This is a genomic window from Paenibacillus sp. FSL R10-2736, assembly GCF_038000245.1.
Taxonomy (GTDB): domain Bacteria; phylum Bacillota; class Bacilli; order Paenibacillales; family Paenibacillaceae; genus Paenibacillus_AQ; species Paenibacillus_AQ phytohabitans.
In genome coordinates this window covers 6374677-6395076 of record NZ_JBBOBN010000001.1, presented here as the reverse complement: position 1 = coordinate 6395076, position 20400 = coordinate 6374677, and the positions used below count along the sequence as shown (strand labels likewise).

Annotated in this window: 15 protein-coding genes and 1 riboswitch; all 15 genes read left to right on the top strand. The window is 53.0% G+C overall.

Features of this window, described 5'->3' with window-relative positions; all coding sequences use genetic code 11:
- Nucleotides 1-18: 18 nt before the first annotated feature.
- The 15 genes from galU to NSQ73_RS27315 all read left to right on the top strand — a co-directional run bounded on the left by galU (nucleotide 19) and on the right by NSQ73_RS27315 (nucleotide 20283).
- Nucleotides 19-909, top strand: coding sequence for a UTP--glucose-1-phosphate uridylyltransferase GalU (galU, locus tag NSQ73_RS27385; RefSeq protein ID WP_042133948.1), 891 nt, complete (start codon nucleotides 19-21; stop codon nucleotides 907-909).
- 30 nt (nucleotides 910-939) lie between these two features.
- A complete protein-coding gene (locus tag NSQ73_RS27380) occupies nucleotides 940-1632 on the top strand; it encodes a sugar transferase (RefSeq protein ID WP_039302991.1) in 693 nt (230 codons plus the stop codon).
- 19 nt (nucleotides 1633-1651) lie between these two features.
- Nucleotides 1652-2593, top strand: coding sequence for a glycosyltransferase (locus tag NSQ73_RS27375; protein ID WP_231575290.1), 942 nt, complete (start codon nucleotides 1652-1654; stop codon nucleotides 2591-2593).
- A 14-nt stretch (nucleotides 2594-2607) separates the two neighbouring features.
- Nucleotides 2608-3954 carry an O-antigen ligase family protein gene (locus NSQ73_RS27370; RefSeq protein ID WP_042133950.1) on the top strand — a complete coding sequence of 449 codons (1347 nt, stop codon included), beginning with the start codon at nucleotides 2608-2610 and terminating at the stop codon, nucleotides 3952-3954.
- The gene (locus NSQ73_RS27365) at nucleotides 3951-4724 is read left to right on the top strand and encodes a WecB/TagA/CpsF family glycosyltransferase (protein ID WP_039302998.1); all 774 of its coding nucleotides are present in this window, start codon (nucleotides 3951-3953) and stop codon (nucleotides 4722-4724) included. The genes NSQ73_RS27370 and NSQ73_RS27365 overlap by 4 nt, the downstream gene beginning before the upstream one ends.
- A gap of 31 nt (nucleotides 4725-4755) precedes the next feature.
- Entirely contained in the window at nucleotides 4756-6255 is a 1500-nt protein-coding gene (locus tag NSQ73_RS27360) for an O-antigen ligase family protein (RefSeq protein WP_340989026.1), read from the top strand.
- A complete protein-coding gene (locus tag NSQ73_RS27355) occupies nucleotides 6221-7600 on the top strand; it encodes an oligosaccharide flippase family protein (protein WP_042133953.1) in 1380 nt (459 codons plus the stop codon). The genes NSQ73_RS27360 and NSQ73_RS27355 overlap by 35 nt, the downstream gene beginning before the upstream one ends.
- 256 nt (nucleotides 7601-7856) lie before the next feature.
- The gene (locus NSQ73_RS27350; RefSeq protein WP_042133955.1) at nucleotides 7857-8711 is read left to right on the top strand and encodes a glycosyltransferase family 2 protein; all 855 of its coding nucleotides are present in this window, start codon (nucleotides 7857-7859) and stop codon (nucleotides 8709-8711) included.
- Nucleotides 8698-9888 carry a glycosyltransferase family 4 protein gene (locus tag NSQ73_RS27345; protein WP_340989025.1) on the top strand — a complete coding sequence of 397 codons (1191 nt, stop codon included), beginning with the start codon at nucleotides 8698-8700 and terminating at the stop codon, nucleotides 9886-9888. Before NSQ73_RS27350 ends, NSQ73_RS27345 begins: the two co-directional genes overlap by 14 nt.
- Nucleotides 9885-11024 (top strand): glycosyltransferase family 4 protein, encoded by a 1140-nt coding sequence (locus NSQ73_RS27340; RefSeq protein WP_042133960.1) that lies wholly within the window; start codon nucleotides 9885-9887, stop codon nucleotides 11022-11024. Before NSQ73_RS27345 ends, NSQ73_RS27340 begins: the two co-directional genes overlap by 4 nt.
- 102 nt (nucleotides 11025-11126) lie before the next feature.
- On the top strand, nucleotides 11127-12227 hold the full coding sequence (locus tag NSQ73_RS27335) for a glycosyltransferase (protein ID WP_042133962.1): 1101 nt from the start codon (nucleotides 11127-11129) through the stop codon (nucleotides 12225-12227).
- 4 nt (nucleotides 12228-12231) lie between these two features.
- Nucleotides 12232-13572, top strand: a complete 1341-nt coding sequence (locus tag NSQ73_RS27330) for a UDP-glucose dehydrogenase family protein (RefSeq protein WP_042133965.1) — start codon at nucleotides 12232-12234, stop codon at nucleotides 13570-13572.
- An 885-nt stretch (nucleotides 13573-14457) separates the two neighbouring features.
- A complete protein-coding gene (locus NSQ73_RS27325; RefSeq protein WP_042133969.1) occupies nucleotides 14458-15831 on the top strand; it encodes a sugar phosphate nucleotidyltransferase in 1374 nt (457 codons plus the stop codon).
- A 137-nt stretch (nucleotides 15832-15968) separates the two neighbouring features.
- A riboswitch (cyclic di-GMP riboswitch) is annotated at nucleotides 15969-16049 on the top strand.
- A gap of 13 nt (nucleotides 16050-16062) precedes the next feature.
- Complete coding sequence (locus tag NSQ73_RS27320) at nucleotides 16063-18555, top strand: PA14 domain-containing protein (RefSeq protein ID WP_340989024.1); 2493 nt, start codon at nucleotides 16063-16065, stop codon at nucleotides 18553-18555.
- A 213-nt stretch (nucleotides 18556-18768) separates the two neighbouring features.
- Entirely contained in the window at nucleotides 18769-20283 is a 1515-nt protein-coding gene (locus NSQ73_RS27315; protein ID WP_340989022.1) for a glycosyl hydrolase, read from the top strand.
- The last annotated feature ends 117 nt before the right edge of the window (nucleotides 20284-20400 follow it).

Below are 20400 nucleotides of genomic sequence, written 5' to 3'. Positions count from 1 at the left end.
TTTTGGGAGGTATGTGTGATGAAAAAGGTCAAAAAGGTAATAATCCCGGCAGCCGGGTTAGGCACACGTTTCCTTCCGGCAACCAAAGCGATGCCTAAGGAAATGCTGCCTATTATCAACAAACCAACGATTCAATATATCGTGGAGGAAGCAATCGCTTCCGGGATCGAAGACATCATCATCGTTACCGGTAAAGGAAAGCGGGCGATTGAGGATCATTTCGATAATGCCTTTGAACTCGAATCCAGATTGCTGGAAGACGGTAAGCTGGAGCTGCTCAAAGAAGTACAGCGTTCCTCAAAAGTGGAAATTCACTATATCCGGCAAAAGGAACCCAAGGGTCTGGGCCATGCCGTATGGTGTGCCAGACGGTTTATCGGGGATGAACCCTTCGGCGTTATGCTCGGCGATGATATTGTAACCGGACAGGTCCCCTGCCTGAAGCAGCTGATTGACCAGTATGAAGAAACACAGAATTCAGTGATTGGTGTTCAGGTCATCCCTGATGAATTCACCAACCGCTACGGGATTATCGAACCGGATCTGCAGGACGGACGGCTCTACCGGGTTAACAACTTCGTGGAGAAGCCTCCGCTCGGAACGGCTCCTTCCAACCTGGCGATTATGGGGCGTTACGTGTTCACACCGAAGATCTTCAAGTATCTGGACCTTCAGGAAAAAGGCGCGGGCGGCGAAATTCAGCTCACGGACGCGATCCAGAAGCTGAACCAGAGCGAGCGGGTATATGCTTATAACTTTGATGGTACACGATATGACGTTGGTGAACGCCTTGGTTATATTTTGACCACACTGGAATTTGCTCTACAGAGCGAGGATTTGCGCTATCAGGTCATGGATGCAATGTCGGAATGGCTGAAACAGGCCGGACAAACCACGCTGAGCAGCTGAACCAACAATATTTAGGAGGAATGAGGAGAGATGAGCATGCAAAAACTGCCGGAAGACTATGAGGCCGTCCTGCCGAAACTTTACATGCTGCATGCCAATGAAGGAAGTAAGGAAATGGATTCCTATCTGGTATTGAAGCGGATTATCGACATTTTTTTCTCCGCTCTTGGCCTTCTCGTACTGCTGCCGCTGTTCGCGGTGGTGGCTGTCCTAATCAAGCTGGAGGATCCTAAAGGCAAAGTATTCTTCCGCCAGAACAGGGTCGGCAAGGATGAGAAACTGTTCCCTATGTACAAATTCAGATCCATGGTCTCCAATGCCGAGGAGCTGAAGGCCAATCTGATGGCCTACAACGAGGTGAGCGGCGCAATGTTCAAGATCAAGAATGATCCCCGCATCACGCGGACAGGAAGATTCCTGCGCAAGACAAGTATTGACGAACTGCCTCAGCTCTGGAACGTGCTTATGGGCCATATGAGTCTCGTAGGACCCCGTCCCCCGCTCGTTGAAGAGGTGGCGCAGTATACGGAGTATGACAAACAACGGCTGATGGTTACACCGGGCTGCACCGGGTACTGGCAGGTTAATGCCAGAAACAGCGTTGGCTTTGACGAAATGGTCCAGCTGGACCTGACCTATATCCACATGCGCAGCACTATGCTGGATCTTAAGATCATTGTCAAAACCGGCCTGATGCTGCTCGGCTCCAAAAATGCTTATTAAAATTATGGGAATTGGGTGAATGCCGATGCTTGTACACGGAGAAGTACCTAAGATTTCCATTATCATCTGCACCTACAACCGGTCGGCGCTGCTGGTCAAGACTCTTCATTCGCTGCTTCCGCTGGAGAATCTGGACCACGCCGAAATCATCGTAGTGGATAACAGTTCCAAGGATGATACGGCAGCCGCTATCCGGAGGTTTATTGATACCTATGGTGCTGATATGGATATCCGTTATCTTCTGGAGCCGGTGCAAGGACTGTCGGCGGCCCGGAATACGGGGATTCTGGCTTCCAAATCGCCGCTCATCGCCTTCCTGGATGATGATGCGATACCTTGCCGGACCTGGATTAGTACGATCGTCAGTACGTTTGAGCAGAAGCCGGAAGTGATGGCGATGGGCGGTAAAATTGCTCCGATCTTCGAGAGCAAACGGCCGGAATGGCTGATTAAGCCATTCGAGCTTCCATATACCATAGTTGATCTGGGCAACCGGATCAGGGAATATCCGAAGCGTCTGCACCCCTGCGGAGCCAATATGGCGATGCGCAAGATCGTGTTCGACATCAGCCTGTTTCCGCTGGAGCTGGGGAGAAAAGGTGATTCGCTGCTCTCCGGTGAAGAGACCTGGCTGTTCGGCCAAATCCAGCAGGAGGGGCATTCCATTCTCTATCATCCGGAGATGGCGGTGGATCATTTCGTACCGGCTAACCGTTTGACGGAAGACTGGATTATGAAACGTTATTACAGCCAAGGCATCTCGAACGCGATGAAAAGCGAAGGGATGAAGGGCAACCTGCTGCTGCTGGGTAAAACAGGGGCCAAGGTGATGTACATTCTGGCAGATTCCATTCTCTCCCGCAGTCAGGGAAGAAGGCTGCTGAACAAATGCCGGCTGGAGAGTATTCGCGGAACTCTCCATATGATTTGGAACCGGAAGAGGGAATCCGCAGCGGGGTGAGGGGAGTGCGTGACATGACTAATTTTGAATGGGGCTCCAAAATAAACGCTTTGCCATACGGAATGCTCTATCTCATGTCCGCATTATTCCTGGGGGCAGCGGTCATCTACCAGCCGGTCATAGCCGTAGCTGCTGTACTCCTGATTATGCTGCTGTTCGTCTCCATCTCCCGTCCGGAACTGATCAGCTACTTCGTTCTGCTGACCACCGCAGTCTCGATTAATTTCCTGTTCAGCGGCAGTATGTTCGGTGTTGAGATTCTCTCACTCTACAAACTGGTTATCCTGGTGCTGCTGGTGCCGTGCATTCTGGTCAACGGCCTGAAGTTCCGGCTCAGCCAGCCCCTGTGGGCGATGCTGGCGCTGGTCTTCATCACCTTCACCTTCTCCATCTGGCTGCCGGAGATGAGCTCATCGATTGCAGTCAAAGCTTTTATCGGATTATCGCTGCCCTTCGTATTCCTGCTTATCAATTGGAAGAAGGAGGTGGCTGAGAAGCAAATCCGCATCATCACCCTGCTGCCGCTGGTCAGTGTATTGGCCGGAGTGGTGCTGCAGGCGGCTCATCTGCATTCCTTACTCGACATCGAATTCACCGGCGCAGTACGGATTCAGGGGGCGAATATTCCGGCGCATCTGGCTATGCTGGCGTTCATGGGAGTCGCGATCGCGTTCATTGAAATTAAGCGAAGCCCGCAGCATATCCGCTTTTACTACACAATGCTGGGCCTGAATTTCCTGATTCTCATTGGAACCGGGACACGGGGGCCGATCCTGGCGCTGGTCCTGATGGTGCTCTATTATTTCTACGACATCTCCCGCCAGTATTTAAAAGGCAAAACGAAATTTCTAATCCCGCTGCTGTGTTCACTGCTCGTGATCACCTCGGCAGTATACCTGCAGCTCGATAACATCAAGAAACGTTCCTTCGAACGTACGACGGAAACGGGGGTCGACCTGTCAGGGCGTGCGGAAGCCTGGGAGTACTTCCTGAACAAAGCGGAGGATTCCCCCTATGCGGGACGGGGTCTTGGAGCGGTGACGGTGGCGAATGACGGATCGCTCTACAAAGGGTTTGTTGTTCCTCACAATGAGTATATCCGCTTCTACTTCGATGGAGGGTATTTCGGCGCAATCCTGCTGCTGCTTTCCTTGTTGGCTGTGTTCCTTCTGGTGTACAGGGCTTTGGCACCGCCGGTCAAACCTTATTATCTGCTCTTTATAGCAGCGTTTCTGATCTACTCATTTACAGATAACACGCTGTCGACGGTCCAATTCATCATTCCGTTCTGTTGGTACCTGAACTGCCTGTATCGATCTTCACAGCTGGCCGATTCCCCACAAAAAGAAGTGATACGATGAACCAAGTGAATATGTTCGATGTCAATTTCGATAACTATGATTTCATGGACCTGCTCGATTACATTGACAAAACGATTCAGGAAAGGAACCAGTCCTACATCCTGACATGCAATGTCGATCATGTGATCAAGCTCCGCAAGGACAAAGAGTTCCAGGAGGTCTATTCCGAAGCCGGAGCTGTTGTGGCAGACGGAATGCCGCTCATCTGGGCTTCCAAAATGCTCGGTAAGCCGCTGAAGCAAAAGGTATCGGGAGCGGACCTGTTCAGCAGGCTGGGCAATGCTTTTGAACAAAGGAAATACCGGCTGTTCTTCCTGGGCTCAGCGGAAGGCGTGCCGGAGCAGGCGACGAAGAACCTGAAAGCAGCTTATCCGGGTATCAATGTTGTCGGCTGCTATTCTCCTTCCTACGGCTTTGAGCACAACGAAGAAGAGAACCAGCGGATTATCCAGATGCTGACCGAGAGTCAGCCGGATATTGTGTTCGTAGGCGTGGGAGCGCCGAAGCAGGAGAAATGGATATACCGTCACTATACCTCTTATCAGGCGCCGATCTCGATCGGTGTGGGCGCAACCTTCGACTTCCTGTCAGGCTCGGTCAAACGGGCTCCGGATTTCATGCAGAGAACCGGAATGGAATGGCTGTGGAGGCTCAGTCAGGAGCCGGGCCGTCTATGGAAAAGATACCTGGTCGATGATGCCCAGTTCCTGGTGCTGCTCCTCAAGGAGCTGCGCAAGCGGGATAAAGTGAAGAACAGCAAATCGCAATAAACGAGAAGCGGCGGAGACGGGAGGCGGGGGAATGAAGATGCTAAGCAGGGATGAGAACAGTCTGAGTCTTCCCTCTAGATCAGCTGTGAAGTCAGCGGCAGTGATGACCATGATCTGTGGCGCAGCAGTGATCCTGCCGCTGCTGATCGGCTTCGCCAGTGCGAAGCTCAGCTCATCGAACAGTCTGCAGGGAGTGATACTGGCAGGAATCCTCTTCCCGGCCTTCCTGCTGGCGCTGCTGAATACGCGGCTGCTGATTCCTTACACGCTGCTGATCTGGGCGGTTGCTCCGGAGCTGCGGCGGATCGCAGACTGGTATGAAGGGGTGTATCACTCCGTATCACTGCTGAGTCTGGCTCCCCTGCTCACCGGAGCTACCTTAGCCATTCCGGTACTGAAGGAGATTCACAAGATCCGCAAATCCTCTACCCGGATCCTGCTGCTGTTCTCCATTGCGCTGGCCTACGGCGCGATGATTGGCCTCGCGAAGAACGGCATTGGCTCGGTATACGATCTGGCGAATTATATCGTACCGCTGCTGCTGATTCCGTTCTTCGCAGTAACCCAGTACAAACCGAAGGATATCGACCGGCTGCTGTACGCTTTTGCGAATATCGCCGTGCTGGTTGCAGCATATGGAATTGTACAGTATCTGACGGTTCCCCCGTGGGACGCCTTCTGGATGCGGAACGCGGATATGATGTCCATCGGCACACCGTATCCCCTGGAGATCCGGGTGTTCTCCACTCTGAATTCTCCGGGCCCGGCGGCAACCTTCCTGGTCTTCGCACTGGTCCCGATGATTCTGGAGAAAAGATGGCAGGGGACACTGCGCTGGATCGGTGTTCTGCTCGTAGTAGTCTGCCTGTTGACTACGCTGGTGCGTTCCGCATGGCTGGTCCTGCTGGTGATGCTGCTGGTGTACATTGCCTCCTCTCCATCCAAAGGCAAATGGAAAACCCTGCTGCAGCTTGGATTCGTGGCAGCCGCGCTGTTCACGATTGTTCCCAAGCTGCCGGGGGCAGAGGGGCTGGTCGCCCGGATGGAGACCCTCACCTCGGTGCAGGAGGATCATTCCTACAATGAACGTCTCAGCCTCTGGACGAACATGCTGCCGATGGTGGCAGGTAATCCGGTCGGGCAGGGTATCGGCAGTGTAGGACAGGGGACGAAGATCGGCAACGGCGGGGAGCTTGGTGAATACGGGAACATGGATAACGGTGTGATCGCACTGCTGCTTACCTTCGGAGTACTCGGCGCATTGTTCTTTTTCGGAGCCCTGGGGGCCGTCATTAAAGAGATTGCCGTCAGAGTTACCAGCAAGGATCATCTTCAGCCTTATGCCCGCCTGTCGCTGGCGGCATGGATGGGGGCTGTGGTAAGTCTGGTATCGGATAACGGATTTCCGGGTCTTAAGGGTTATCTGATCTGGATGCTGATCGGACTCGGACTCAGTGCCAAAGAGATTACTCAGAGCAGAAAGAAGGGTATACCACATGCAGCAGTTGAACGCAAAATCACTTCCCGCTAGTACAGTCTGGTCCTCCCTCCGGCGCTTCACGAAGAGTAAGGACAACAGCTCGGCTGCCGTCAAAACAATGTTCGTCAGCGTACTGATTCTGCTGGTCAATATGCTGACCGGCGTGCTGACCGCGCGGTATCTCGGCCCGACAGGTCGGGGGGAACAGACCGCTATGGTGAACTGGTCACAATTCCTGGCGTTCAGCATGAGCTTCGGTATCCCCTCGGCACTGATCTACAACGCCAAGAAGAACCCGGATGAAGCCGGGGTGCTGTACAGGGTGGCGCTGCTGATCGGACTTGTGTTCGGAACCATGGCCATGATCATCGGGATTATTGTTCTCCCGTATTGGCTGAAGTCCTTCAGCCATGATGTTGTGGTCTTCGCCCAGTGGTCGATGATCCTGTGTCCGCTGATTGTGGTCTCACAGGTCAATAATGCGGCGTTCCAGTTCAGAGGCGATTACAAAACCTTCAACTGGCTGCGTTATCTGATTCCCCTGCTGACGCTGGCCGCGATTGGGATACTCATCCTGACCGGACACATGAATCCTTATACAACAGCGCTGGCCTATCTGGTCCCGTCGGTTCCGCTGTTCATCGGAATGACGGTCTCGCTGCTCCGCACCTACAAAGTAAAGCTGCGGGATGCCTATCTTAACTTCAAAAGATTGTTTACTTACGGTATGGGCTCCTATGGTAATGACCTGCTTGGACAGTTCTCTTATTACATAGACCAGATCATTATTGCCGGGCTGCTCCGGCCGGCCGATCTGGGGCTCTATGCGGTTGCGGTAAGCTTGTCGCGGATGGTCAACTTCTTCTCCAATTCGATTACGGTGGTCCTGTTCCCCAAAGCCTCCGAGATGTCGAAGGACGAAGCGGTAGCCCTTACCTTCAAGGCTTTCCGGATCAGTACTACCTGTACTCTGCTAGGCGCAGTGTTCCTGATGCTGGTTGCCCCGTTTGTCATCCCGCTGCTCTACGGCAAGGATTTCAATACGGCGCTTACCGTGTTCCGCCTGCTGCTGCTGGAAGTAACCATCAGCGGAGGGACCCTGATTCTGGCCCAGGTGTTCATGGCGCTGGGCAAGCCGAAGTTCGTATCCATCCTTCAGGGAGTCGGCCTCATCCTCGTGATTCCGCTGCTCTTCCTGCTGGTGCCGAAGTTCGGATTGTTCGGAGCCGGAGTGGCTATGCTCTCCTCGGCAGTGCTGCGGTTCCTGTTCATTATTCTTAATATCAGATACAACCTGAAGGTTAAGCTTCCGCGGCTGCTTATTAACGCCCAGGACCTTCAGTGGCTGAAGACGACGATGAATTCGTATATTCGCAAAAAACCTATGGATGTGTAAGCAGGTAAGTAATTGATTCAGCGAGCCGAGAATACGAGGCGAGCGACTTATCTGCTAAAAAACCAAGGGACGGTGATTGGAGGAGCGCAGAGAAAATTTGGAGCTGCAGGAGCGTCAGCGTCCGCCTTTGTCTTCTGATTTCAACCGCAAACAGCGGTCCAATCAATGAAATCAGAAGACAACAGCGGCCGGAAGCCCAAACTTTTCTCGCAGCGACGACACACACCGGACCTACAAGGCAAAGGAGGATACCTTCATGGATTCAATGACAAGCGTGCTTGGCGGCCGGGGGAGTTACCCGATATCGGCGGTCATCATTGCTCAGGATGACGAAGTTCGAATCTCCGCAGCAATTCAGTCCTGCCGGTTGTTCGCCGACGAGGTGGTTGTAATCGACGGGGGCAGCAAAGACGGGACGGTCCAGCTGTCCGAGAGCCTGGGATGCCGGGTGTACGTTAACCCATGGCCCGGATACGCGAAGCAAAGGGAATTCGGAGTGGAACGCGCCGTCCATGATTGGGTCTTCCTGATTGATACCGACGAAGTGGTCAGTGAAGAGCTGGCGCGGGATATTCTGGAGCGCAAGCCGGGACTTACGGATGCTACCGTAGCGTTCTCGCTATACCGGATTGGTGATTTTCTCGGCAAATGGCTGGATAAGGGTGAGTACCTGGTGCGGCTGTATAACCGCAAGGAGTACGGCATCCGCAACAGCCTGGTGCATGAGATGCCCGAGGTATCCGAGGAACGGACGGTGAAGCTGAACGGAACGCTGTGGCATCAAGGCTTCCGCAGCATCAACGACCATGTGGCCCGGTTCAACAAATACACGGATCTGGAAGCGCAAAGCGCCTTTGAAAGCGGCAAGCCGTTCAAATTGAGCCACCTGCTGCTGCGGCCGCCGGCACGTTTCCTGCAGAAGTATTTCGTGCACGGATTATTCAAAAAAGGAATTTCAGGCTTCGCGGTATCGATATTCTGGGTGATGTATGAATTCATGGTCGGCTTCAAGCATTACGAATTACACAGCTCCGGCAAGCTGACCCGGCATAATGCCATGGGCCAGGCCGACAAGGAGAACAAAGGGGAGAGAAGCTATGTCGTACAATGACGGATTGAACATTATGACGACCGGCCTCAGCTGGCCCTCGTTACAGCCCGGAGGACTGAACACCTATTTCAAATCCGTATGTGAGCAGCTCTCCTCACGGAACCAGGTGCATGCCCTGATCTGTAGTCAGGAGACACCTGATACCCCGAAGGAACTGATCATCCACAACGCCGGTGATCCCAAGGAGACGATCTGGAAACGCAAGGATGCCTTCCAGCGCAAGGCGGCGGACCTGATGGGAGACGGCAGCGGGCGGATTGATATCCTCTATACCCACTTCGCACCTTACGGCATCGGGCCGGCAATTGAAGCGAAGAAGCGGGGCATTCCGGTGGTGATGACCTTCCACGGCCCGTGGAATGAAGAGATGAAGATCGAAGGTCAAGGCATCAAGCACAAGGTGAAAACAACGATTGCCAAATCGATTGAACATAAGGCTTACAAGCTGGCAGACAAATTCATTGTCCTGAGCGAATACTTCCGCAATATGCTGCATGATCTGCACGGGGTGCCGCTGCACAAGATCATCGTCATTCCGGGTGCGGCTAATGTGGAACGGTTCGTGCCTTCCACCAACCGGCTGGCGATCCGGCGGACACTGAATCTGCCGGAAGGTGCAACTACCGTGCTGACGGTCCGGCGGCTGATGAACCGGATGGGGCTGCTGCAGCTGCTCGAAGCCTGGAAGCAGGTTGCCGAGCGGTTCCCGAACGCAATTCTGCTGATCGGGGGCAAAGGCCCGCTGCGCGGGGAGCTCGAAGAGAAAATAGCCGATTACGGACTGGGCAACAAGGTCCGGCTCCTGGGCTATATTCCCGATCATGAGCTGGCCTCCTATTATCAGGCGGCGGATATGTTCGTCGTTCCTTCGCAGGCGCTGGAAGGCTTCGGCCTGATCACCGTGGAGGCGCTGGCCTCCGGCCTTCCGGTGATGGCGACTCCGGTCGGCGGCAACAAAGAGATTCTGCAGGGCTTCCGGCCGGAGCTGCTGTTCAAGAGTGCAGGCAGCGACGATATGGCAGAAGGCATGATTCATATGCTGAGCAACCGTAAGCTGCTGCCGGGCCGTGACGAATGCCGGAATCATGTGCTGGAGAAATATACCTGGCAGCATGTAGGCGATCAAGTGGAGTCCGTATTCCTCGAAACTTTGGGAAAGGGTGTGAGCGTAGGATGATCAAAGTCGCTTATATTGATCACACCGCCAAATGGAGCGGCGGAGAGGTTGCCTTGTTCAACATTCTCACCAACATCGGTGAACAGATTAGCCCGCTGGTGATTCTGGCGGAAGAAGGCACTTTGGCCGAACGGCTGCGGGAGAAGGGCATTGATGTCCGCATTATCCCGCTGGACGAGAGCATCCGCAGCCGCGGACGCAACGCTGTGAACCTCGGTGCTCCGGCTGCTGCAATGAAGCTGCTGGCCTACGGCCGCAAGCTCGCTCCGCTGCTCAAAGAGGAGAAGGTCGATTGCGTGCATACCAATTCGCTGAAATCGGCATTTTACGGAGCGGTGGCTGCCAAAAAAGCCGGAGTGCCCCTGATCTGGCATATCCGGGACCATATCGGAGCCCCGTACCTGAAGCCGGTTGTCGCCAAGGCGATCCGGCTGCTGTCACGCCTGCTGCCGAACGGCGTCATCGCCAATTCCCATTCCACGCTGAATGCGCTGGAGCTGCCGCGGTCGAAGAAGACGCTGGTCGTTTACTCCGCTTTTGCCAAAGCGATTGGTGAAGGGATCGGCAAGCGGGACCAGAAGGACTTCAATGTCCTGCTGGTGGGACGCCTGGCTCACTGGAAAGGCCAGCATATTGTACTGGAAGCCGCCAAGGCCTTCAAGCATGACAGCCGGGTGAAGTTCTGGCTTGCCGGAGACGCGCTGTTCGGGGAAGAGGAATACAAACAGGAATTAATTCAGCAGATGCAGCAAGGCAACATTACCAATGTCAGCCTGCTGGGTCATGTAGATGATATACAAGGACTTATGAACAAAGCCGATTTACTGATTCACACGTCGATCACCCCCGAGCCGTTTGGCCAGGTCATCGTCGAAGGTATGGCGGCTGGACTGCCGGTGATTGCCTCCAATGAAGGCGGACCGGTTGAGATTGTAGTTCCTGGCGTAACAGGAATGCTGATCCAGCCGGGAGATGCTACTGTACTTGCAGACTCCATCACCTGGATGCTGAACCATCCCGAAGAGCGTAGACGGATGGCGGATAATGGAATGAAACGGGTGAAAGAGCACTTTGTCATCGAGAATACGGTCAAGGATATCGTCGCTTACTACAAAGGTTTGCTGGCGGTTACCTGACCCTCGTACTTGGACAATGCTTAAGACTTGCTTCACTATCCGTTTCTACCATGCGTTCACTGCTTGATGATGCTGCTCCATAAAACTTTGAGGATGATTCACATGAAAATTGCGATAGCGCACGATTACTTAATCCAAATGGGCGGAGCGGAAAGAGTGGTGGAGGTTTTTCATCACATGTATCCGGATGCTCCGATCTTCACAACGGTTTTTAACGGAAGCCGCCTGACCGATAACCTCAAAGATGCGGATATCCGGGCCTCCTGGCTGCAGAAAATCCCCGGCGTGAAGCGGAATTTCAAAGGGGTGCTGCCGCTCTATCCCATGGCCGTCCGCGATTTGGACTTCAGCGGGTATGATATCGTCCTTAGCTCCAGCAGTGCTTTTATGAAAAGCATCCAGGTGCCCGAGTCTACATTTCATCTGTGTTACTGCCATACCCCCATGCGGTTCGCCTGGGATTATGACACTTACATGGAGCGGCAGTCGAATTCCGGATTATTCAAAAGACTGCTCAAGGTGTATATGCAGCGGCTGAAGAACTGGGACCAGCGTACCTCCAAAAATGTAAATCAGTTCGTAGCCAACTCCTCCGTCGTGAAGACGCGGATTCAGAATTATTATCACCGGGATTCCGATGTGATCTTCCCGCCGATCAATACAGCACGCTTCACCAGCTCCCCTACCATTGGAGATTACTATCTGATCGTATCCCGGCTGGTTTCCTACAAGCGGATCGATCTGGCAGTAGAGGCGTTCAACCGTAACGGTGTGAAGCTGTACATCGTGGGAGACGGGCCGGACCGCAAGCGTCTGGAAGGCATGGCTAAGGATAATATCTCTTTCCTGGGCCGGCTGGAGGATGAAGAAGTGACAGGACTGATGTCGCAGTGTCGGGCTTTTGTTTTTCCCGGAGAAGAGGATTTCGGCATTACGCCCCTGGAGGCGAATGCAGCAGGAAGACCGGTCATCGCCTATCAGGCCGGAGGAGCGCTGGACACGATTATTCCTTACGTCAACGGCGTGTTCTTCCAGCACCAGGAAGTTGATGATCTGCTCCAGGCCATAGATGAAGCAGAATCCTATGCGTGGGATATCGAGCAGATTATGGGCCATGCACGTAAATTTGATGAGCAGGCGTTTATGGTCCAGTTCAAGCAGTATGTGGAACAGGCCTACGTCAATTTCCTAAAAGGAGGATGATTGTATGAAACTCGCAGTAATCGGTACCGGATATGTAGGTCTTGTCTCAGGTGTCTGCTTCACCCTTAACGGAAATCATGTCATCTGTGTGGATAAGGATGAGGCGAAGATCGAGAAGCTGAACCGGATGGAATCCCCAATCTATGAGCCGGGTATTGAGGCACTGATCGAAATGAATCTCCGTGAGGGCAGGCTGAGCTTCTCGGCCGATCTTAAGGATTCGGTCCGCCGCTCCGACATCGTCATCCTTGCCGTAGGGACCCCCTCACTGCCGGGCGGTGAAGCGGATCTAAGATATATCGAAGGGGCAGCCATTGAAATTGCGCAGGCAATGGAAGGCTACAAGGTCATCATGACCAAGTCAACCGTACCCGTAGGCACCAATGAGAAAATCCGCAATTTGATCGCTTCGCACACGAATCATCCCTTCGACATTGTCTCCGCCCCTGAGTTCCTCCGTGAAGGCTCCGCGATCCGCGATACGCTGCATCCCGACCGGATCGTGATCGGACTCGATAATCCTGAGCTTGAGCCGATGATGCGCCAGCTTCATCAGGGCTTCACAGACAATGTATTCGTCACGGATATCCGCAGCGCCGAGATGATCAAATATGCGTCAAATGCATTCCTGGCTACTAAAATATCGTTCATTAACGAAATCGCCAATATTTGCGAAAAAGTGGGAGCTGATGTAACCGAGGTGGCCGAGGGCATGGGAATGGACCGGAGAATCGGATCTACCTTCCTGCAGGCCGGTATCGGTTATGGAGGCTCCTGTTTCCCGAAAGATACCAATGCGCTGATCCAGATTGCCGGCAACGTGGATTACGAGTTCAAGCTGCTGAAATCGGTGGTCGAGGTCAATAAAGGCCAGCGCTTCATGATCATCTCCAAGCTCCATGAGTCGCTGGGCAGCCTGCGCGGCGCAGTCATCGGCATCTGGGGCCTCGCCTTCAAGCCGAACACGGATGATGTCCGCGAGGCGCCTGCCCGTGAAATCGTTGAGGCGCTGGTAGCCGAAGGCGCCACCGTGAAGCTCTATGATCCGATTGCCGCCGAGAATTTCCGGGCGCAATATGATCACCCGCAGCTCCGCTGGTGCGGGCTGGCGGAAGAGGCTGCCGAAGGCAGCGATGCGGTATGCCTCCTGACCGACTGGAGCCAGTTCAAGGATATCGACCTGCATCTGCTGGCGAAGAGCATGCGCCGCCAGGTGTTGATCGACGGCCGCAACGTCTATAGCAAAGAGCAGATCGAAGGAACCGGCCTGGAGTATCATTCTGTCGGACGCCCGCAGATGGGCGGCCTTAGCGGATTCTCCGCCAGCGTTGCCGGCGCGGTCTAAGCTCTTGGTCTATCAGTGATCCCGCAGCCTCCCACTGAAAGTGTGATGCACGGGGAAATTAGAGGGAAAAACCCCTCTAATACCGCTGAAAGTAAGCTGTATGGGGAAATTAAAGGGATAATTCCCTCTGATTCCGCCGAAAGTGTGCTATACGGGGAAATTAAGGGGATAATTCCCTATAATTCCGCCGAAAGTGTGCTATACGGGGAAATTAAGGGATAAATTCCTCTGATTCCACCGGATGTGGGCCAATGGAGGAAATGAGAGGCATTAGTGCTCTTGATTCCACCGCCGCGTAAGTGAACGTAAAACCTTGGAACAAGAGTGTTATGTTTCCCCTTCGCTGCTACAGCGAGCGGAAATCCCTTGGAACAAGATGCACTTAATCCCTTAAATCTCTCACTGCCGCATAGTTGAGCGGCGCCGCCTTGGAACAAGCGTGAAATGGCTTTGTCCCCGCAAAAGCAGGCGGGGCAGCCACAGGCTATATTGCCGTAACAACCAGCGGCAGCAGTTAATTCTATTGCCGCTCAACCAAGCGGCAATAGCCGGATCTTTAGCCGGGAGCTTCGCCTGTGGGCGAAGCGAATAAGCCAGCTGTTATGTAATGGAACGGAGAGGAATTTTGGAACTGTAGGAGCGTTAGCGTCCGCCTGAAAGCTTTCCGTAGGAAAGCTAGCTTCGGAAGCATATGCTGTCTCCGGATTTCTACCGCGATAAGCGGTTTAAATCAGGAAATCTGGAGACGGGCAGCGGCCGAAAGTCCAAACATTCCTTGCAGTGACCCTCATAACAGCCCGCCTTTTTGGCTTAAGCAAACGCAGCCAGTTCCCAATAACAATCCGATATTTTCGCGACATCACATAAACTTAGGAGGGTTCACTTATGAAACTAGTACTTCTATCAGGCGGTTCTGGTAAACGGCTCTGGCCTTTGTCCAATGATTCACGTTCGAAGCAATTTCTGAAAGTACTGGAAAGCCCGGCAGGTGAACCGGAATCCATGGTACAGCGGGTATGGAGACAGCTGCAGGAGACAGGGATGGCGGAATCGTCCTACCTGGCTACCGGCCGCAGCCAGGTAGAGATGATTCAGAGCCAGCTGGGCAGCGGGGTGCCGATTATCGTTGAGCCGGAGCGGCGCGATACCTTCCCTGCCATCGCACTGACAGCAGCTTACCTGTATTCGGTCGCCGGTGTTTCACCAAGCGAGACGGTAGCCATCCTGCCCGTCGATCCTTATGTGGAGTCGTCCTTCTTCGAAACCGTTCTGCAGCTGGAGAGCACGATGCTGGAGAGCGGCGCCAATCTGGCGCTGATGGGCGTAGTTCCGGAGCATGCCTCCGAGAAATACGGCTATATCATTCCTACCAGCGCCGAAGCGGGGGCGAGCGGGTATCTGCAGGTGAGCCACTTCCAGGAGAAGCCGGACCGCAAGCAGGCTGAGGAGCTGATCAGCCGGAACGCGCTCTGGAACTGCGGCGTGTTTGCTTTCCGTCTAGGTTATCTGCTGGATATTCTGCAGCGCAAAGGACTGCCGCTGAACTATGAGGAACTGCAGAAGCAGTATAAACTGCTGGCTTCCATCAGTTTTGATTACGAAGTGGTGGAAAAAGAAGAGAATATCGTGGTTCAGCCTTACGCCGGATTCTGGAAGGATCTGGGCACCTGGAACACGCTGACTGAAGAAATGACCAGCAATCATGTCGGCAAAGGCTTCGTCACTGCAGATTCCGAAGGCACCTGCCTGATCAACGAGCTGGACATTCCGATCACCGTGATCGGAGCGAAGGATCTGATTATCGCCGCCAGCCCGGACGGAATTCTGGTTACGCACAAGGCGGAGAGCCCGCGCATTAAAGAAGTGCTGAAATCTTTTGAACAAAGACCGATGTACGAAGAACGCCGCTGGGGCCACTACAAGGTAATTGATTATGTGAAATATGCGGAAGGCAATGAGGTGCTGACGAAGCGGATCTTTATCTCTGAAGGTAAAAATATCAGCTATCAGCTGCATCACAAACGCAGTGAAATCTGGACCATTGTCAGCGGTGAAGCCAGCATTGTGCTCAATGAGAAAATGCATAATGTGAAGGCGGGGGATGTCGTACGGATTCCGGAAGGCACCAAGCATGCGATCCTGGCATTGACAGATATGGAATTTATCGAAGTGCAGACCGGCTCTGAGCTGGTGGAGGAAGATAACATCCGAATCACCTTGGATTGGGAAGATATCGCCTTACAGCAATTCATTTCGTAGGTCTAATCTATCTATATAACCAATTGTTACAAATCCAAAACAGGTATTAAGAACCATTTATTAAGAAAATTTCATTTTTGCTCTAAATTAAAACTAAATAGGGACGATACTTACGGTAAGAGGGATTAATCCTTCCAATACGACAAAGGCAAACCTAATCGAAAGATAGGGACGCAAAGCTATAGGGCCTTCGCAAGAGTGGCAGCCTGGCTACCGAAAGGAAGATGGATTTTGATAACTTACCGTAAGTCTCGTTTGCTGTGCACTGTGCTGTCTCTGGCCCTTTTATTGACTGCAGTACCTCTGGGACTCGGCGGAATGCCTTCATCTGCAGAAGCTGCATCTAGTTCCAAAGCGCCCGTTAATCCGGAGGCTTCAACCGAAGCAGTCAGATTGCTGGATGATCTGTATTCTATCACTGGAAAAGGCATTATTACCGGCCAACATGACTATCTGGAAAGTCCGGACGAATTCAGCAACAAGCTGAAGGGAACCAGCGGACAATATGCAGCTCTTCACGGCTATGAACTGGGTGTAATCAGCGGCCAATCGGAAAGTACAGCAGCGGCGCAACGCAGAAATGTTGTGAACAGCGCGATCAACTGGTATAAGGGCGGCGGCATTGTAGCCATGACTTTTCATGAGAATCTGCCGGGTACCGCATACCTCTGGTCCAATGTTCAGAAACCGCTGAGCCAGGCGGAATTCAATAAATATATTACTCCGGGTACAACACAGTACACTGCATTGATTGCAGATCTGGACAAAGTGGCAGTTTCACTTAAAAGCCTGCGGGATGCTGGTGTTCCCGTACTCTGGAGACCTTACCACGAAATGAACGGTGACTGGTTCTGGTGGGGGAAGAAAAATAACTTTGCTGCGCTTTGGAATATTATGTATGACCGTTTCGTAAACGTTCATAAATTAAACAACCTGCTGTGGGTATGGAACCCCAATGCACCCAATGCCTGGTCTGATCCTTATGCGCTGACCTATCCGGGGGCTGACAAGGTGGATGTACTCGCGGCAGATATATATGAGAATGATTATATGAATAAATACCATGACAGCCTGCTTGCCCTTGCGAATGGCAAACCGATTGCCATTGGCGAGAATGGACAAATGCCAAGCACGGCAAAGCTGCAGCTCTCCCAGAAAAATTGGGTATATATGATGAGCTGGGGAAAAATGCTGTATGAAACCAACACCAATGCTACCATCAAAAGCTTCATGAGCGACAGCTATACTGTGACCCGGGACGATTATAAAGCAGGCACATTTGCTACGGCGACGCCGAAACCAACAGCAACGCCAACGCCGGTACCAACAGCAACACCAACGCCGGTACCAACAGCAACGCCAACGCCGGTACCGACAGCAACACCAACGCCGGTACCGACAGCAACACCAACGCCGGTACCGACAGCAACACCAACGCCAGTTCCAACAGCAACACCAGCGCCGGTACCGACTGCAATGCCAATACCGGTACTGACGCCGCCCCCTGCTTCCAATGATTCTGTGACGGCCCCCGTCGTTCAGAATGGTCTTCAGGGAGAATACTACAAGAACATGACGCTTTCGGGCACTCCGGTTCTGGTCCGGAATGATGCGCTGCTGAACTTTAACTGGCGCCAGGCAGCGCCGGATGCCAAGCTTGGAGTGGATAGCTTCTCCATACGCTGGACGGGTCAGATCAAACCTTCTTTCAGTGAAACCTATCAGATTATCACTACATCCGATGATGGTATCCGCGTCTATATTGACGGCACAGCTGTAATCGACAGCTGGACCAAACAGAGCGGTACCGAGCGTACAGGAAGCATAAACCTGCAGGCAGGCCGGCTGTATGATATCAAAGTGGAGTATTACGAGAATGCCGGCGATGCCAATATCCGCCTGATGTGGCAGAGTCCAAGCCAGGCGAAGGCAACTGTCCCTACAAGCGCGTTATTTGTGAACACGGCTGCTTCTTCAGCCAGCAAAGCAGCTTTGGATGCTCCGGCTGTGACTGCAACACCAGTACCAACAGCAACGCCGTTACCAGTATCAACACCAACACCGGTGCCAACAGCAACGCCGACAGCGGCACCAACGCCGACAGCGGCACCAACGCCGACAGTGGCACCAACGCCGACAGTGGCACCAACGCCGACAGCGGCACCAACGCCAGCAGCGGCACCAACGCCGACAGCGGCACCAACGCCAACAGCGGCACCAACGCCAACAGCGGCACCAACGCCGGCAGAAGCTCCATTACCGGAGAATCTTACGGCCGAGGCTCCTGCGGCGAATGGGCTGGTTGCGGAATATTTCAATAATATGACGTTGTCTGGTGCTCCGGCAGTGGTACGTACCGATGCAGTGCTTGACTTCAACTGGCGTCAAGGCACGCCGGATGCCGCAATCGGCATAGATTTCTTCTCTGTACGCTGGAGCGGTAAGCTCAAGCCGCTATACACTGAGACTTATCAGATTTATACCACTTCAGATGACGGCATCCGCGTACGGATCAATGGTGAGCTTGTGATCGACAGCTGGATGAAGCAGAGCGGGACCGAACGCACAGGAAGCATAAGCCTGACAGCCGGTCAGCTATATGATATACAAGTGGAGTACTATGAGAATCAAGGAGATGCCAGAGCACGCCTGATGTGGGAGAGTCCGAGCCAAGTTAAGGCAACGGTTCCTGCGAGCGCACTGTTTCTCCCTTCCGCTTCCTAAGATCATACCCCCGCAGCTGTATTCATTATTGGCGCTGATACTGGTTAAGACGTTACAATTCTAAATCCTATAAAGTCCAATCTTAATGGCCCTGCTTATCAGCAGGGCTACTAAGCTATAGACCATCCGGGTAATTCATTGCAGCCTCTTAAAGAGAGAACTGCATGCCTGCACGCCTAAGGCGGCAGTGAGACCCGGGGAAAGGAGATTATATTGAACACTTACCGTAAGTACAGGCTATATACGACAATTATTCCAATTATCCTTATCCTTTCTCTTCTGCCATGGGGGGAGGCGCGCAGTCTTCCGGTAGCACGTACCGTCAATACTCCTGCCGCTCCAATCAAACCCGTTAATCCCTCCGCTTCCAAGGAAGCCACCGCACTGTTAAGCTATCTTGCCGATCTCAGCGGCAAAGGTATGATCTCCGGCCAGCATGATTATCTGGAGAGTCCTGATGAATTCAATAATAAGCTTAAAAATGCAAGCGGGCAGTATGCCGTTCTGCACGGCTACGAGCTGGGAGCCATTAACAACCAGTCCGAAGAGACCATTGCTGGGCAGCGCCAAGCTGTCGTAGACAGTGCCATTAAGTGGTACAAAGGCGGAGGCATTGTGGCGATGACCTTCCATCAGAATCTGCCGGGAACCTCTCCCGAATGGACTAATGTGAAAATGAACCTGAGCCAGGCCAAATTCGACGCCTACGTTACTCCCGGAACACCCCAGTACAAAGCCCTGATCGCAGAGCTGGATGAGGTTGCCGGATATTTGGGTGAGCTGCGGGATGCAGGGGTGCCGGTCTTATGGCGGCCTTATCATGAAATGAACGGCAACTGGTTCTGGTGGGGTCAGAAGGACAACTTCGCCAAGCTGTGGGACATTGTGTATGACCGTATGGTGAACACGCATAAGCTGAATAACCTGCTCTGGGTATGGAACCCGAATGCACCGAACGAGTGGGCAGAGCCTTACAGCAATTATTATCCGGGTGCCTCCAAGGTGGATGTACTGGCAGCCGATATTTATAACAATGACTTTAAGCAATCCTATTACGAGAACCTTCTGAAGCTGGCTGACGGCAAACCCATCGGTATCGGGGAGAGCGGAGAGCTTCCAGACCCTGTCATATTGTCTCAAACCCAGAGTAAATGGGTATATACGATGACATGGGGGAAAATGCTGCTCGAGAATAATAATCTCCAGAAAATTCAAAGCTTTATGAGCAATAAGTACACCGTATCACGGGATGATTACAAGCTGGCACTGAATGCTCAGATCAACACACTTACTGCGGTATCGCGCAACGGTCTCAAGGGGCAATATTTCGGCAATGCGGAGCTGTCCGGCAAACCGCTGCTTACCCGGAATGACAGCAGGATTGACTTCAACTGGCATGGGGATTCACCGGCGCCGGGAATCGGCAAGGACTCTTTTTCCGTACGCTGGACCGGTAAGATCAAGCCAGTCTACAGTGAAAAGTATACTTTTACAGCCTCTTCCGATGACGGCATCCGTGTGTGGATCGGCGGCAAGCTGATCATTGACAGCTGGAAGAAGCAAAGCGGTGTCAGCCGGGAGGGAAGTATAACTCTTACAGCCGCAACTGCCTACGATATTAAAGTGGAGTATTATGAGAATCACGGTGACGCAAGCGTCCGTCTGATGTGGCAAAGCCCGCGCCAGAAGCAGGCGGTGATTCCCCAGAACGCGCTGACTCTTCCTTGAGGAATGAAGCTGGTCATCACGAATGCGGCTCTACGGAAACCGGTACATTACAGCCACCCTGGAAGAAAGTGAGGACAAGGGAATGAGGACTAGACTCAAAACAAAGAGAAATAAACC